Annotated in this window: 16 protein-coding genes; 9 read left to right on the plus strand and 7 right to left on the minus strand. The window is 60.6% G+C overall.

The window, feature by feature from the left end; all coding sequences use genetic code 11:
• Positions 1-183: 183 nt before the first annotated feature.
• Together rhtA and ACKLNA_RS18995 are read left to right on the plus strand one after the other, a co-directional pair.
• Positions 184-1,071: a threonine/homoserine exporter RhtA gene (rhtA, locus tag ACKLNA_RS18990; protein ID WP_408986734.1), complete on the plus strand. Its 888-nt coding sequence runs from the start codon at positions 184-186 to the stop codon at positions 1,069-1,071.
• Positions 1,072-1,239: 168 nt separating this feature from the next.
• A complete protein-coding gene (locus ACKLNA_RS18995) occupies positions 1,240-1,521 on the plus strand; it encodes a hypothetical protein (RefSeq protein ID WP_085711012.1) in 282 nt (93 codons plus the stop codon).
• Between the two features lie 10 nt (positions 1,522-1,531).
• Here ACKLNA_RS18995 and ACKLNA_RS19000 read toward each other — a convergent pair whose 3' ends face one another.
• On the minus strand, positions 1,532-2,101 hold the full coding sequence (locus ACKLNA_RS19000) for a TetR/AcrR family transcriptional regulator (protein ID WP_408986930.1): 570 nt from the start codon (positions 2,099-2,101) through the stop codon (positions 1,532-1,534).
• Positions 2,102-2,193: 92 nt separating this feature from the next.
• On the opposite strand from ACKLNA_RS19000, the gene ACKLNA_RS19005 reads away from it, so the two are divergent.
• Together ACKLNA_RS19005 and ACKLNA_RS19010 are read left to right on the plus strand one after the other, a co-directional pair.
• Entirely contained in the window at positions 2,194-2,922 is a 729-nt protein-coding gene (locus tag ACKLNA_RS19005) for an SDR family oxidoreductase (RefSeq protein WP_408986735.1), read from the plus strand.
• A gap of 33 nt (positions 2,923-2,955) precedes the next feature.
• The gene (locus ACKLNA_RS19010; protein ID WP_408986736.1) at positions 2,956-3,546 is read left to right on the plus strand and encodes a 2-hydroxychromene-2-carboxylate isomerase; all 591 of its coding nucleotides are present in this window, start codon (positions 2,956-2,958) and stop codon (positions 3,544-3,546) included.
• Here the strand turns inward: ACKLNA_RS19010 and ACKLNA_RS19015 are convergent.
• A complete protein-coding gene (locus tag ACKLNA_RS19015; protein WP_408986737.1) occupies positions 3,543-4,541 on the minus strand; it encodes a zinc-dependent alcohol dehydrogenase family protein in 999 nt (332 codons plus the stop codon). The genes ACKLNA_RS19010 and ACKLNA_RS19015 overlap by 4 nt on opposite strands.
• Positions 4,542-4,653: 112 nt before the next feature.
• On the opposite strand from ACKLNA_RS19015, the gene ACKLNA_RS19020 reads away from it, so the two are divergent.
• On the plus strand, positions 4,654-5,562 hold the full coding sequence (locus ACKLNA_RS19020) for a LysR family transcriptional regulator (protein WP_408986738.1): 909 nt from the start codon (positions 4,654-4,656) through the stop codon (positions 5,560-5,562).
• Here ACKLNA_RS19020 and ACKLNA_RS19025 read toward each other — a convergent pair.
• The 4 genes from ACKLNA_RS19025 to ACKLNA_RS19040 all read right to left on the minus strand — a co-directional run bounded on the left by ACKLNA_RS19025 (position 5,555) and on the right by ACKLNA_RS19040 (position 9,779).
• The gene (locus tag ACKLNA_RS19025) at positions 5,555-7,363 is read right to left on the minus strand and encodes an aminopeptidase P family protein (RefSeq protein WP_408986739.1); all 1,809 of its coding nucleotides are present in this window, start codon (positions 7,361-7,363) and stop codon (positions 5,555-5,557) included. The genes ACKLNA_RS19020 and ACKLNA_RS19025 overlap by 8 nt on opposite strands.
• Positions 7,364-7,420: 57 nt before the next feature.
• A complete protein-coding gene (locus ACKLNA_RS19030) occupies positions 7,421-8,587 on the minus strand; it encodes an aminotransferase class V-fold PLP-dependent enzyme (protein ID WP_408986740.1) in 1,167 nt (388 codons plus the stop codon).
• Between the two features lie 206 nt (positions 8,588-8,793).
• On the minus strand, positions 8,794-9,408 hold the full coding sequence (locus tag ACKLNA_RS19035) for a LysE family translocator (protein WP_408986741.1): 615 nt from the start codon (positions 9,406-9,408) through the stop codon (positions 8,794-8,796).
• Between the two features lie 101 nt (positions 9,409-9,509).
• Positions 9,510-9,779 (minus strand): hypothetical protein, encoded by a 270-nt coding sequence (locus ACKLNA_RS19040; protein WP_408986742.1) that lies wholly within the window; start codon positions 9,777-9,779, stop codon positions 9,510-9,512.
• Positions 9,780-10,168: 389 nt separating this feature from the next.
• Here ACKLNA_RS19040 and msuE point away from each other — a divergent pair, with 389 nt between their 5' ends.
• Genes msuE through ACKLNA_RS19060 form a run of 4 tightly spaced genes read left to right on the plus strand, consistent with a single transcriptional unit; the run spans position 10,169 to position 14,213 of the window.
• A complete protein-coding gene (gene msuE / locus ACKLNA_RS19045; protein WP_408986931.1) occupies positions 10,169-10,732 on the plus strand; it encodes an FMN reductase in 564 nt (187 codons plus the stop codon).
• A 10-nt stretch (positions 10,733-10,742) separates the two neighbouring features.
• Complete coding sequence (gene ssuD, locus ACKLNA_RS19050) at positions 10,743-11,888, plus strand: FMNH2-dependent alkanesulfonate monooxygenase (protein ID WP_408986743.1); 1,146 nt, start codon at positions 10,743-10,745, stop codon at positions 11,886-11,888.
• 10 nt (positions 11,889-11,898) lie between these two features.
• Positions 11,899-13,086 carry an acyl-CoA dehydrogenase family protein gene (locus ACKLNA_RS19055; RefSeq protein WP_007955826.1) on the plus strand — a complete coding sequence of 396 codons (1,188 nt, stop codon included), beginning with the start codon at positions 11,899-11,901 and terminating at the stop codon, positions 13,084-13,086.
• 23 nt (positions 13,087-13,109) lie between these two features.
• Entirely contained in the window at positions 13,110-14,213 is a 1,104-nt protein-coding gene (locus tag ACKLNA_RS19060; RefSeq protein WP_408986744.1) for a sigma-54 interaction domain-containing protein, read from the plus strand.
• Here the strand turns inward: ACKLNA_RS19060 and ACKLNA_RS19065 are convergent.
• The gene (locus tag ACKLNA_RS19065; protein WP_248740248.1) at positions 14,210-14,575 is read right to left on the minus strand and encodes an antibiotic biosynthesis monooxygenase; all 366 of its coding nucleotides are present in this window, start codon (positions 14,573-14,575) and stop codon (positions 14,210-14,212) included. The genes ACKLNA_RS19060 and ACKLNA_RS19065 overlap by 4 nt on opposite strands.
• Positions 14,576-14,649 lie beyond the last annotated feature (74 nt).

Here is a 14,649-nt window from a genome sequence, read left to right on the forward strand (position 1 = left end):
TGCGCCGGAAGTGGGGCGAATTATAGGCCTCCAGAATCTGCCGTCAACCCTTAATTTGGTTTTTCTATCAGTCGACTCAAAAAGCCCGCTTATATATAGACGCAACACCAGCGAATGCGCAGTATATTGCCCATCACTCAGTTAGTGCCTTCTACTGCCTTTACTATCGGACGATGCCGCGCAATGAACGACCAACCCCGCAGTCTTGTATCCATCCTGTTTCCGGTTGGCCTGATATTGATCGCCATGGCATCGATCCAGTCAGGCGCGTCTCTGGCCAAAAGCATGTTCCCCATTGTGGGCGCCCAAGGCACAACGACGCTACGCCTGATGTTCGCCAGCGTGATCATGCTGCTATTGCTGAGACCCTGGAGGGCAAAGTTGACGGCCAAATCGCTGCGCACCGTGATCGTGTACGGGATGGCGCTGGGCGGCATGAACTTCCTCTTCTATATGTCCTTGCGCACCGTGCCGCTCGGCATCGCGGTTGCGCTGGAGTTCACCGGGCCGCTGGCCGTCGCCATCTACGCGTCCCGTCGTGCAATCGACTTCCTCTGGATTGCCCTTGCCGCCGTCGGATTGCTGCTATTGATACCAACAGGTGCGACGACAGCGGGTCTCGACCTTACCGGTGTGGCCTATGCGCTGGGCGCTGGTGTTTGCTGGGCCCTCTACATTCTTTTCGGTCAAAAGGCCGGCGCTGACAACGGCGTGACGACGGCCGCACTGGGCGTGATGATCGCAGCGCTGTTCGTCGCCCCCATCGGCATCGTCCACGCCGGCGCCGCATTGCTGACGCCGTCATTGATCCCGCTAGCCATTGGTGTCGCAATACTTTCCACCGCCCTGCCCTACACCCTGGAAATGGTCGCACTCACCCGTATGCCCGCTCGTACTTTCGGTACGCTGATGAGCATTGAGCCGGCATTTGGTGCGCTATCGGGGCTGCTGTTCCTGCAGGAATATCTCTCCTTGTCACAATGGATGGCCATCCTGTGCATTATTCTGGCTTCCGTCGGTGCAACGATGACCATGGGCAGCCACGCCAAGCCCGTGATTGCGGCAGATTGAAAGCGGTTGTAACGAAGGTCTGGCATTTGCCGCTCATTTAGGCCATGTTTAGCCTCGCAACTCAGTGCCAGATATGGACTTTTTCGGATAGGGACATCGGAACGCGTCAAGCGAGAGCGAATGCAGGCAGACCCGAGCGCCAGACTCGAGGCCGCTATAAGGACGGTAATGAAACGAATTTTGATACTGATCGCCATACTCGCCATTTCGGGATGCGCGGCGACCTCCAAGGCTCAGGTTAAGCACGGCAAAAAAGGGCTGCACATCAACTGTTCAGGGCTCTCCTCCTCTTGGGACAAGTGCTACACCAGTGCCGCCAACTCCTGCGCGCCAAAGGGTTACAAAGTCATCGCCAAATCAGGGGATGCGGTAGAAGAGCCGGGTGATTATCCCTTCGGCCTCAACCCCGCCGGCTATACCAGCCGAAGCATGATCGTCATCTGCAAATAAGCCATCGCCACTATTGTGCTCGCTGAACGGCGAGCTGGCGGCCGATTGCTTCGTGACTGGACTCCAGCACCCGCTGCTGAATCTGCGGGGACGCCAACATCCGCGCCACCACCAATGCTCCGACACATTGCGACAGAATCGCCCAGGCCAGGCTGTCGCTCTCCAGAATCTGCGCCCAACTTTCCTGAAGCCGGCAAATCCACAGTTCCGCCTGTTCCCGGACAACAACATCCGAGCGCGCAATCTCAGCGCCCAGTGCCGGCAAGGCACAACCCAGCTCAGGTTGTTCGACATGAGCCATGCTCAAATACAGCCTCAGGCACCGCTCCAAACGTTCGCGATCCTGTTCACCCCGTCCGCCCAGCCGCTCCAGGCTCTGGCACAACTCGCGCTCGACGATAGCCGCGAACAAGGCATCTTTGGACGAGAAATGACTGTAGAACGCCGCGCCACTGAGGCCAATCGCCTTCATCAGTCCGTCAACGCCCATTGTTGAGAACCCGTTTTTTTTCGCAGACAGCGAACTGCTTTGCAGTAGCTTTTCCTTGGTTTCAAGTTTGTGACCGGCGGAGTACCGCATGTATTTGCCCTCGCAATGGACTGCCTTGACGCTGGGCAAATCCTAGCATAACGTTCGTTCACTTAACGATCGTTTACTAAAGGGATCTACCCATGAATAACAAGAAGGTCGTATTGGTTGTCGGTGCAGGTGATGCCACGGGCGGTGCCATTGCCAAGCGGTTTGCCAAGGAAGGTTTCATCGCTTGCGTCACACGGCGCAGCGCCGAAAAATTGCAGCCATTGGTGGAAGCCATCCAGGCAGACGGCGGCGAAGCCCACGGTTTTGCCTGCGACGCGCGTAAGGAAGAAGACGTGATTGCGCTGATCGAAGATATCGAAACCCGTCTCGGGCCGATTGAAGCATTCGTTTTCAACATCGGCGCCAATGTGCCTTGCAGCATTCTCGAAGAAACCGCTCGCAAGTATTTCAAGATCTGGGAAATGGCCTGTTTCTCCGGATTCCTCAATGCCCGCGAAGTCGCCAAGCGCATGGTCACCCGCCAGCGCGGCACCATTCTGTTCACCGGTGCTACCGCCGGGCTGCGTGGCGCTTCCGGTTTTGCCGCATTCGCCGGCGCCAAACATGGCATCCGCGCACTGGCGCAAAGCATGGCCCGGGAACTCGGCCCCATGAACATTCACGTCGCCCACATCGTGGTCGACGGCGCCATCGACACCGACTTCATCCGCAGCAATTTCCCCGACAAATACGCCACCAAGGATCAGGACGGTATTCTCAATCCCGAGCACATCGCCGAGAACTATTGGTACCTGCACAGCCAGCCAAGGGACGCCTGGACTTTCGAGCTGGACCTGCGCCCCTGGAACGAACGCTGGTAATCCCTTCCAATAACAACAATGAGTGCAGCGATCATGAGCAAAACCGTGGAGTTCTACTTCGACCTCGGCAGCCCCGCCACCTATCTGGCGTACACCCAGCTGCCAGGAATCTGCGCCAAGACCGGCAGCCAGCTGATTTATATCCCGATGCTGCTGGGCGGCGTGTTCAAGGCCACCGGCAACGCCTCACCGGCGATGATCCCGGCCAAGGGCCGCTACATGTTTCAGGACCTGGACCGCTACGCCAAGCGCTACGGCGTACCCCTGAAATTCAACCCGCATTTCCCGATCAATACCCTGATGCTGATGCGGGCGGTGACCGGCATTCAATTGCGCCACCCGGAGCGCTTCCAGGCGTTCATCGATTGTCTGTTCAAAGCCCTGTGGGTTGAGGGTCGCAGCCTCGATGAACCGGCAACGGTTGCAGCGGTGCTGAACGAACATGGCTTCAATCCTGAGCAGGTACTGGCATTGACCAATGATGAAGCGGTCAAGACTGCCCTCAAGGACAACACCGAGGTAGCCGTGAAACGTGGCGTTTTCGGTGCACCGAGCATGTTCATCGACAATCAGTTGTTCTTCGGTCAGGACCGGCTCGACTTCGTTGAAGAAGCCCTGCGCTAGATCTCTACCACCAGACGTCCCCGGGCTGCTTTCGATGAAAGCAGTTCATGGGCTTCACTGGCCGATTCAAGCGTGAACCGACGCGCATCGAGCAGCGGCTTCACCTCTTCGGCTTCGATCAACAAGGCAGCCTGGCGCAGGATCTCGCCATGATGCTCGCCACCCTTTCCAGTCAGCAGCGGCAACAAGGTAAACACACCAGAGTAGGTCGCACCGCGGAAAGATAGCGGCGCCAGACTATGCTGCCCCCACCCGAGGCAACTCAACACATGCCCGTGGTAGATGCGCGCAGCCTTGAACGACGCATCCAGCGTTTCACCGCCGACCGTGTCATAAACGATATCGAACCCCTCCCCCGCCGTGTACTCGCGGACATAGTCGTCAACCGACATCTCTCGGTAATCAATGAACGTTGCGCCATAACCTTCAATAATCCCGCGTTGCCCTGCGGAGCCCGTCGCAAAAACCTCGGCACCGAACGCGCGGGCAATTTGCACCGCCACATGCCCGACGCCACCCGCCCCACCGTGAATCAATACTTTTTTCCCGGCACTCACCCGAGCCCGATCAACCAGGCCTTCCCACGCCGTAATCAGCACCAGCGGTAACCCTGCGGCCTCACGCATGCTCAGATTGGCCGGCTTACGCGCCATAAGCCGCGCATCAACCACCGCAAATTCCGCCAGCGAACCCTGCACGCCGCCAATGCCGGTCGCCAACGCATAAACCTCATCGCCCGATGCCCACCCCTGCACGCCTTCACCCACCGCTTCGATCACACCCGCCAGATCCAGCCCCAGCACTGCCGGCAACGGCTGTCGAGCATGGGCGGCCTGCCCGGCACGGATTTTCAGATCCAGCGGATTCACACCACTGGCCTTGATCCGCACCAATATCTGTCCGGCACCCGCCACGGGGCGTTCAAGGGAAACCAAGTGTAGCGGCCCATTGGCGGTGTCCACTATCAGGGCATTCATGTGCAGTGAGTCAGTCATTTCGGTCATTCCTGTGGGAGAAAGTGAAGCCATGTTCTTTCAACCGACTCATGCCGATAAGACGCCGAATGACTATAGTGATCATGCCAAACCGGCATGAATGAGGCGCTTCGTGGACAAGCTCAACGCAATGGCAATCTTCGTCCGGGTGGTCGAGCGCGGCAGTTTCTCCGCCGTCGCCCGGGAGCTGCAGACCACCCAACCAACCATCAGCAAAGTCCTGCGCGCCCTGGAAATCCAGCTGGGCGGCAAGCTGATTGCCCGCAGTACGCGCAAGCTGTCGCTGACCGATGAAGGTCAGCGGTACTACAACGAATGCCGGAATATTCTTGCCGCGGTGGATGCGGCCGAACACAGTTTCCAGTCCGGTCGGGAAACAGTCGCCGGGGCGTTATGCATCGGCTCTTCGGTCAGCTTCGGCCGCCTGCAGATCGCTCCAAGACTCCCCGATTTTCTCAAGCTATACCCACAGATTCAGATCGACCTGCACCTGAACGACCAGAACCTGGATCTGGTCAGCGAAGGCCTGGATGTCAGCCTGCGCATCGGAGAATTGAACGACAGTGGCATGATCGCCCGGCGCATCGGCACCACACATCGTGTCACCGTCGCAGCACCTGCTTATCTGCAACGCCACGAACATCCGCAATCGCCGCAGGATCTGGCGCAGCACAACTGCCTGCAATTCAACCTGCTCGAATCGCAAAACCTGTGGACTTACGAGAAGGACGGCCAGCGCCACGAGGTGCGCATCAAAGGCAACGCCCAGAGCAACAACTCCGAAGCGATCCGCGAAATGGTTCTGGGAGGATTGGGGATTTCGCTGTCACCGGTCTGGCTGTTCAGCGAGGACTTGAAGGCCGGTCGAGTGATCGCCCTGTTGCAGGACTACCAGACCCGATCACTGCCGATACACGCCGTGTCCCCGGCGAACCGTCGTCAGTCCGCCAGGGTCAACGCGTTTGTCGAGTACATGACCCGGGCGCTGGCAGCAGCGCCCGAGCTTCAACCCATCAAATAGCGGCAGTGCGCGTATTCAGCCACGCCAGTGCCTCACCGCTGAGCAACGGACTCAAACGCTTGCGCACTTCGGCGTGATAGGCGTTGAACCACTGCTTCTCTTCCTGCGTGAGCAAGGACGGTTCCAGGCAACGGGTGTCGATCGGGCACAGGGTCAGGGTTTCGAACTTGAGGAACTCGCCGAACTCGCTGCTTCCGGCAACTACGTTCATTGCCAGGTTCTCGATCCGCACACCCCAGCGACCCGGACGGTAAGTACCCGGTTCGATGGAGGTGATCATCCCCGGTTGCATGGCAGTTTGCGGCGCGGGCGCAGCCTGATAGGCGATCACCTGCGGACCTTCGTGCACATTGAGGAAATAACCTACGCCGTGACCGGTGCCATGGCCGTAATCCACGTTCTCGGCCCAGATCGGCGCACGGGCAATCGCATCCAGCAGCGGCGACAGAATGCCTTTCGGGAAATGCGCGCGGGACAGCGCGATCACGCCCTTCAACACGCGGGTGCAGTCATGTTTCTGTTCTGCGCTCGGCGTGCCGACCGCCACCATACGTGTGATGTCGGTGGTACCGCCCAGGTATTGGCCGCCGGAATCGATCAGCAGCAAGCCGTCACCCTCGATTACCGCGTGCTCTTCCGGGGTGGCATGGTAATGCGGCATGGCCCCGTTGGCGTTGTATGCAGCGATGGTGTTGAAACTCAGCGACACATAATCCGGGCGACGCTCACGAGCCGCCGTGAGTTTTTCGTCAATGGTCAGCTCGGTAATGCGCTCGCGGCCCCAGGCCGATTCCAGCCAGGTGAAGAACTCACACAGCGCCGCGCCGTCCTGCTCCATCGCCTGACGAATGTGCTCGGCATCCGCCGGGCTTTTTTGTGATTTGGCCAATGTGGTCGGATTCAGGCCTTCGACCAGTTTCACGCCGCTGTCGAGGTTGCCCAGCAGGCCGCTGGTTACCCGCGCCGGATCCACCAGCAGGCTCGCGCCGTTCGGGATTGCAGCCAAGGCCTCGGCAACTTCGCTGTAGTCGCGCAAGGTCACGCCGTCTTTTTCCAGCACGACGCGCAGATCAGCGTCGACCTTGCTCAACGCCACAAACAGCGTGGCCTGTTGCTGACCGATCAGGGCGAAGGAAACAAAAACCGGGTTGAACGACACATCGCCGCCGCGCAGGTTGAACAGCCAGGCGATATCGTCGAGGGTGGCAATGAAGTGCCAGTCCGCGCCGCGTTCCTGCAAGGTGTCACGCAGCTGGGCGAGTTTCTCGCCACGGCTGACGGTCGCCTGCGGCGGCAGGTGTTGATAGATCGGCGCGTTCGGCAGACCCGGACGGTCGCTCCAGACTTCGTTCAACAGGTCGAGGTCGGTACGCAGACTGGCGCCCCGCGCTTCGAGCTTGCCGCCCAGGGTTCGCGCCGACGCCACGGCCATTACCGCGCCGTCGACTGCGACCACGCCACCTTCCGGTGTCTGCTCGGCGAGCCAGTCCAGCGGGCTCGGCTGACCCGGTTGCAGTTTCACCAGTTCGATGCCGCTGCCCTTGAGTTCCTTGGTCGCCTGTTCCCAGTAACGACTGTCGGCCCAGACCCCGGCAAAATCGGTGGTGACAATCAACGTGCCGACCGAGCCATGAAAACCCGACAACCATTGCCGCCCCTGCCAGTAACCCGGCAGGTACTCCGACAGGTGCGGGTCGGCGGATGGCACCAGCAGTGCGTGAATGCCTTCGCGACGCATCAGTTCGCGGGTGTGCGCCAGGCGCTGGGGAACCGTTCCTTCGGTCAAAGTCTGGGTACTCATCGTGTCTCCTGCCAATCACTTCATCGTTATTGTTCGGTGCCGTTCGAAGCCGGCTCGTTAAAGCCCTGTCGCCCAGAATGCCGGAGCACTGGCGCAGGCGGTCTTGATCAGATCTACAGCCTTGTCGATGTCCTCGGCGGTGGTGAAACGACCGAGGCTCAGACGAATGGTACGGCCGGCCAAATGCGCATCGTGCCCCAGCGCCAGCAAAACGTGGGACGGTGTATTGCTCGCAGAATTGCAGGCCGAGGTCGCAGAGAACGCGATCGAATGGCTCAGCGCCGCCGGGTTGAACTCGCCTTCGCTGAAGGTCAGGCTCAAGGTGTGCGGGATACGCTGACTGGCGCTGCCGTTGAGGCGCACGCCGGGCAGGCTCAACAGTTGTTCGAGCAATCGCTCGCGCAACGCGACGATGGTTTTCTTCTCGTCATCGAAAGCTTCTGCGGCCAGGGCAAACGCCGAGCCCATCGCGGCGATCTGATGCGTCGCCAGCGTGCCGGAACGCAATCCGCCCTCGTGGCCGCCACCGTGAATCTGCGCCTGCAAACGCTGTTGAGCACGCGGGCCAACGTACAGCGCACCGATGCCTTTGGGGCCGTAGAGCTTGTGTGCCGAAAACGACATGAGATCCACCGGCCATTGCGCCAGATCGATCGCCACCTTGCCGGCGCCTTGCGCCGCATCGACGTGGAACAAGGCCCCGCGTCCACGCACCACTTCGCCGATGGCCGGGATGTCGTTGACCGTGCCGAGCTCGTTGTTGACCAGCATCAGCGACACCAGAAAGGTGTCATCGCGCATCGCCTCGCTGACCGCTTGCGGGGTAATCAGGCCGTCGGCGTCCGGCACCAGATAGGTCACGGCAACACCGGCGTCCTGCAATTGCCGGGCGGTGTCGAGGATGGCTTTGTGTTCGATCTGACTGGTGATGATGTGGCCGCCGGACACGCCACGTGCCTGGGCGACGCCTTTGAGGGCAAGATTGTTGGATTCGGTGGCGCCGGAGGTCCAGACGATCTGTTGCGCCTGGGCACCGACCAGTTCGGCGACTTGCCGGCGAGCGTTCTCGACCGTTTGCCGGGCCTGCTGGCCGAAGGCGTGGGAACTGGAGGCCGGGTTGCCGAAGTTACCGTTGAAACCCAGACACTCGATCATCACCTGGATGACCCGCTCGTCCACCGGGGTGGTGGCGGCGTAATCGAAATACAGCGGACGTGTGTTCATAAAAAGACTCGCAGAGCGTGTTCCGGGATCAGGAAGCTCGTGTCTACAAACGGCACGACGCAGCCTTGTGAGCTGCGTCCGGGTTCGAGAGCGTCATCAATACCTGATCGGATGCCGTTAAAGAAGAACAACTTCATTTAAAAGTGCGTAGGAACGCTCCTGAACGCGACTTTAACAGGCATCGGGCTGGCGGTTGTAGCACTGCGTCAGCTAAAGCTTTCAAGGAATAACGGATACAGCGAAATCACCAGCAGCGCCGCCATGCCCCAGTTGAACACCCGCAACCAGCGGCGATCCTTCAATACGTTACGCAACAGGGTCCCGCACGCCGCCCAGACGCCGACGCTCGGCAGGTTGATGATGGCGAACACCGCCGCAATCACGATCACGTTGGTGAAATAACCCTGCATTGGCGTGTAGGTACTGATGGCGCCAATGGCCATGATCCACGCCTTGGGATTGACCCACTGGAAGGCTGCCGCGCCGAGGTAGCTGATCGGTTTCGCCTCGCCGGATTCGCTTTCGCCGACCGGGCCGGAATGGGCGATTTTCCACGCCAGGTACAACAAGTACGCCGCGCCGACGTAACGCAGGACCGTATAAAGCAGCGGATAAGTCTGAAACACCGCGCCCAGGCCAAAACCCACCGCCACCACCAGCACGAAGAAGCCGCAGGTAATGCCGAGCATATGGGGGATGGTGCGGTTAAAGCCGAAGTTCACGCCCGATGCCAGCAACATGGTGTTGTTCGGCCCCGGTGTGATCGAGGTGACAAGGGCAAACAGGGCAAAGCCCAGCAGCAGGTCAAGCGAGAGGGTCATGGCAGGCAGTCCGTCAGGGTCATTCAGGTGTTGACCCTATCCCACGGCGCCGCTCAAACCCACGGACAGTTGGGTAAAACTTCAAGCAGTACAGTTACGGATCAGCTGGGACGACCGTGCAGCTGTACGGCCCGCTCGGCGCTCATTTCACCCTTGTTGTCAAACCCGAAAGGCTTCTGTGGCTGGCCGAGCAATTCGGCTTTTTTCACCTGGTATTCCTCGAAGGACAAGCCGCGACGGTTCAGACTTTCGAGGGCCAGTTCGCGAGTTTCTTCCGCCGTGTAAGGGCGCAATTCCGGGGAAACGTGGCTCGCGCAACCGGCGAGAACGGAGACAGCGAACATCAGGGAAACAGTCAGTAAACGATTCATGGGAGCGTCCTGGCGAGCAGTGTGGGTCGATGGAGAAAGGCTACGCCCGGGCTCGTCGTGGCAGAAATCAACGCTCTCAATAGTGGCTATCAGAATTCGGGCAGGATTCGCCCTTTATATTCTCAAAAGACCTATCAATATCAATTAACAGTCTTTTACGGAATAACAGTCAGCCTTTATAAATCCTTCATCGCGTTCGGCAGTGTTGCTCCAGCAACTGTTTCCCAGGCAACAGCGGTTCAACAAACCGGCCTGATATTCACAGGACCACAGCCCCCGACAACGCTCAAAGCCCCGGAATACGGGCCTCACAGGAATTGGTACAGCGCTTGCTCCGCTCCAGTGACTACTCACTGCTCGCCGAGCAACTGTTGAAAAAGGAACTGACCATGCCGCGTCCATTGAAAGTCGTCGCCCTGTCCGGCGGAACCTGGCGTCCATCGCGCACTCTGGTGCTGACCCAGGCCCTGCTGACCGAACTGTCCGGGCACCTGCCGGTCGAGAGTCATCTGATCGAACTCGGTGACATCGCCCGCCCGCTCGGCGCCGCACTGTCCCGTCAAGAGCTGCCGACCGAGATCGAAGCCGAGCTGCAAGCCATCGAGCAGGCTGATCTGTTGATCGTCGCGGCGCCGGTGTATCGCGGTTCCTATCCCGGACTGCTCAAGCACCTGTTCGACCTGATCGATCTGAATGCGCTGATCGACACCCCTGTGCTGCTCGCCGCCACCGGTGGCAGCGAACGCCATGCGCTGGTCCTCGATCACCAGTTGCGCCCGCTGTTCAGTTTCTTCCAGGCCGTGACCCTGCCGATCGGCGTGTACGCCACCGAGGCCGATTTCGCGGATTACCAGATCACCAGCGAGCCGCTGAAAGCGCGGATCCGTCTGGCCGCCGAACGCGCCGCGCCGCTGTTCGGTGCACACCTCAAACCGTTGCTGAAAATCGCTTAAGGAGCTGTTCATGGATGTTTTCTGGTTCCTCCCGACCCACGGCGACGGCCACTATCTGGGCACCACCCAAGGCGCGCGCCCGGTCACCCTCAATTACCTGAAACAAGTGGCGCAAGCCGCCGACAGCCTCGGTTACCACGGTGTGCTGATTCCCACCGGGCGATCCTGCGAAGACTCTTGGGTGATCGCCTCGGCGCTGGTGCCGTTGACCGAACGCCTGCGTTATCTGGTGGCGATCCGTCCGGGGATCATCTCGCCGACCGTCTCGGCGCGCATGGCCGCGACCCTGGATCGACTGTCCAACGGTCGCTTGCTGATCAACGTCGTGACCGGCGGTGACCCCGACGAAAACCGTGGCGACGGCAGTTTCCTCAGTCACAGCGAACGCTACGAAGTCACCGACGAATTCCTCAGGATCTGGCGTCGCGTGCTGCAAGGCGAGGCGGTGGATTTCGAAGGCAAACACCTGAAGGTGCAAAACGCCAAAGCCCTGTATCCACCGGTGCAAAAACCCTACCCGCCGCTGTACTTCGGCGGTTCCTCCGACGCGGCCCATGATCTGGCCGCCGAGCAGGTCGACGTGTACCTGACCTGGGGCGAACCACCGGCCGCCGTCGCCGAAAAACTCGCCGATGTGCGCGAACGCGCCGCCCGTCACGGACGAAAAGTGAAGTTCGGCATCCGTCTGCACGTGATCGTGCGCGAGACCGCGGAAGAAGCCAGGAAAGCCGCCGACAAACTGATCGAACACATCAGCGACGAAACCATCGAGGCCGCGCAGAAATCCTTTTCCCGCTTCGATTCCGAAGGCCAGCGGCGCATGGCCGCCCTGCACGACGGGCGCCGCGACAATCTGGAAATCTCGCCCAATCTGTGGGCCGGCGTCGGCCTGGTGCGCGGCGGTGCCGGCACTGCATTGGTCGGCGATCCGCAGCAAGTGGCGGCGCGGATCAAGGAATACGCAGATCTGGGCATCGAGAGCTTCATCTTCTCCGGCTATCCGCATCTGGAAGAGGCCTACCGCTTTGCCGAGTTGGTGTTCCCGCTGTTGCCCGAGCCGTATGCGAGCCTGGCCGGACGCGGCGTCACCAACCTCACCGGGCCGTTCGGCGAAATGATCGCCAACGATGTTCTGCCCGCCAAAGCCAACGCCTGAGGAAGACCGAGTGACTGCCAAACCGCAAAGCACCCTGCTCTCCCCCTTGCAGACCGCCCGACAACTGGCCGCCGAATTCGCCCTGACCGCCGTCGAGCGCGACGAGCGCGGCGGCACGCCGAAAGCCGAACGCGACGCCCTGCGCGACAGCGGTCTGCTGGCCCTGAGCATTCCCACCCGTTACGGCGGCCTCGGCGCGCGCTGGAGCGAAACTCTGGAAGTCGTGCGCGAGTTCGCCAAAGTCGACAGTTCGATCGCCCACGTCTTCGGTTTTCATCATTTGATGCTCGCCACCGTCCGGTTGTTTTCCCGACCGGAACAATGGCAACCGTGGTTCGAACAGACCGCGCGGCAGAACTGGTTCTGGGGCAACGCGCTCAATCCGCTGGATACCCGAACCGTGGTCAAGGACCTCGGTGGCTGGCGCGAGTTTTCCGGAAAGAAAAGCTTCTGCTCCGGCGCCAGCGATTCGCAGATGCTGATCGCCTCGGCGGTGGACGAAAGCAACGGCGGCAAACTGCTGATCGCGGCGATCCCCAGCGGCCGCAGCGGCATCACCCTGCACAACGACTGGAACAACATCGGCCAGCGCCAGACCGACAGCGGCAGCGCCACGTTCGAACGGGTACGGGTCGAGGAATCGGAACTGCTGCTTGATCCGGGTCCTTTAAGCACACCGTTCGCCTGCTTGCGCCCGTTGATCGCACAACTGACGTTCACCCACATGTTTCTCGGCATTGCCGAAGGTGCCTTTGAAGAGGCGCGGCAATACACCCTCAGCGAAACCCGGGTCTGGCACAAATCCTCGGTGCGCGAGGTGCGTGAAGACCCGTATGTGCTGGCCCATTACGGCGAGTTTTGGGTCGCCCTCGAAGGCATCCGTCTGCTGGTAGAACGCGCCGCTGCGCTGCTCGACGAGGCCTGGGCCAAAGGCCCGAACCTAAGCGCCGAAGAGCGCGGCCACCTGGCCACGGCAATTGCCACGGCCAAGGTCGCCGCCAGTCGCCAGGGCCTGGAGATTTGTAGCCGACTGTTCGAAGTCACCGGTGCTCGATCAACCCATGCGTCGCTGCGCCTCGACCGCCACTGGCGCAACCTGCGCACGCAAACCCTGCACGACCCGCTGGATTACAAACTCCACGAGCTGGGCGACTGGGCGCTGAACCAGTCCCTGCCGGTGCCGACGTTCTATTCCTGATTTCCTTTCGTGGAGCGAGACCCATGCAACTGCTGACCCTGCCGCCCTCACCCGCCCTGGCCACTTCGATCCGCGCCACCGCCCAGGTCTTCGAAGACCCGAAATCCCAGGCCCTGCTCGCGCATCTGCAACAAGTCGCGCCGAGCGAAGCCAGCGTGCTGATCATCGGCGAAACCGGCACCGGCAAGGAACTGGTAGCGCGGCATATCCACAACCTCAGCAACCGGCGCAACCGGCCGTTCATTGCCGTCAACTGCGGGGCGTTTTCCGAATCGCTGGTGGAGGCTGAATTGTTCGGCCACGAAAAAGGCGCCTTCACCGGTGCCCTCAGCGCCAAGGCCGGGTGGTTCGAAGAGGCGGATGGCGGCACCTTGTTCCTCGATGAAATCGGCGATTTGCCGATGGCGATCCAGGTCAAATTGCTGCGGGTCTTGCAGGAGCGCGAAGTGGTGCGCCTCGGGTCGCGCAAAAGCATTCCCATCGATGTGCGGGTGCTGGCGGCGACCAACGTGCAACTGGAGAAAGCCATCAATGCCGGGCATTTCCGCGAAGATCTGTATTACCGGCTGAACGTGGTCAATCTGGAACTGAGCCCGTTGCGCGACCGACCCGGTGACATCCTGCCGCTGACCCGGCATTTCATCGAGGCCTACAGTCAGCGCCTGGGTTACGGACGCATCACCATCAGCCCCGGTGCCGAGCACAAACTGCGCGGCTACAGTTGGCCGGGCAATATCCGCGAACTGGAAAACGTCATCCACCACACGCTGCTGATCTGCCGTAACGGCGTGATCGAGCGCGATGATCTGCGCCTGTCGAACCTGCGCATCGACCGTCCGGACGATCAGCACGGCAGCGGCGACGACTCACCGGAAGCGCTGCTCGAACGCGCCTTCCAGAAACTCTTCGAACAGCAGGCTGGCGCGCTGCATGAAAAGGTCGAAGACGCGTTGCTGCGTTCGGCCTATCGCTTCTGCCACTACAACCAGGTGCACACCGCCGCGCTGCTCGGCCTGAGCCGCAACGTGACCCGCACGCGGCTGATCAAGATCGGCGAACTGGCGGTAAACAAGCGGCGGCCCACGGAAAACCTGCAGGGCGAGCGCCTGATCCAGCTGTCGATCTAGCCCACCAACTGGCAGTGCAAGCCATCGTCGTGACTGCGGGCGATGCTGCTCAGCACCTGGAATGAACCGAAGGTCACGGTTCGCGCCTGATGGGCGCGGATCAACTGCCAGAAATCCTGCTCGCCGGTTTCGAAACTCTGGAACGCCGCCTCCCCCGCCTCGCGGGATTGCCATTGCAGGAAACCCAGCACTCGCCGGCCATCGTCGCTGGCCTGAACGCTGGCGCTGACGAAACCGGCATAACGCTGGGCCAGACGCTCGGTCTGCACGGTCAGTGCCGAGACCAGCGCCGGTTGTTGGCCGGGCTCGATTTCGAATTCGATCAATTGGGTGAAGCTGCGATTTTTCGCTGTGACTTGCATAACGCCCCCACTCGGTCAGGCGAATCTTGCGATTCGAAGGACAGCAGGGTAAAACCTCGAGTTAACTAGAGGTC

The organism is Pseudomonas sp. UV AK001, assembly GCF_046097675.1.
GTDB lineage: Bacteria > Pseudomonadota > Gammaproteobacteria > Pseudomonadales > Pseudomonadaceae > Aquipseudomonas > Aquipseudomonas kribbensis.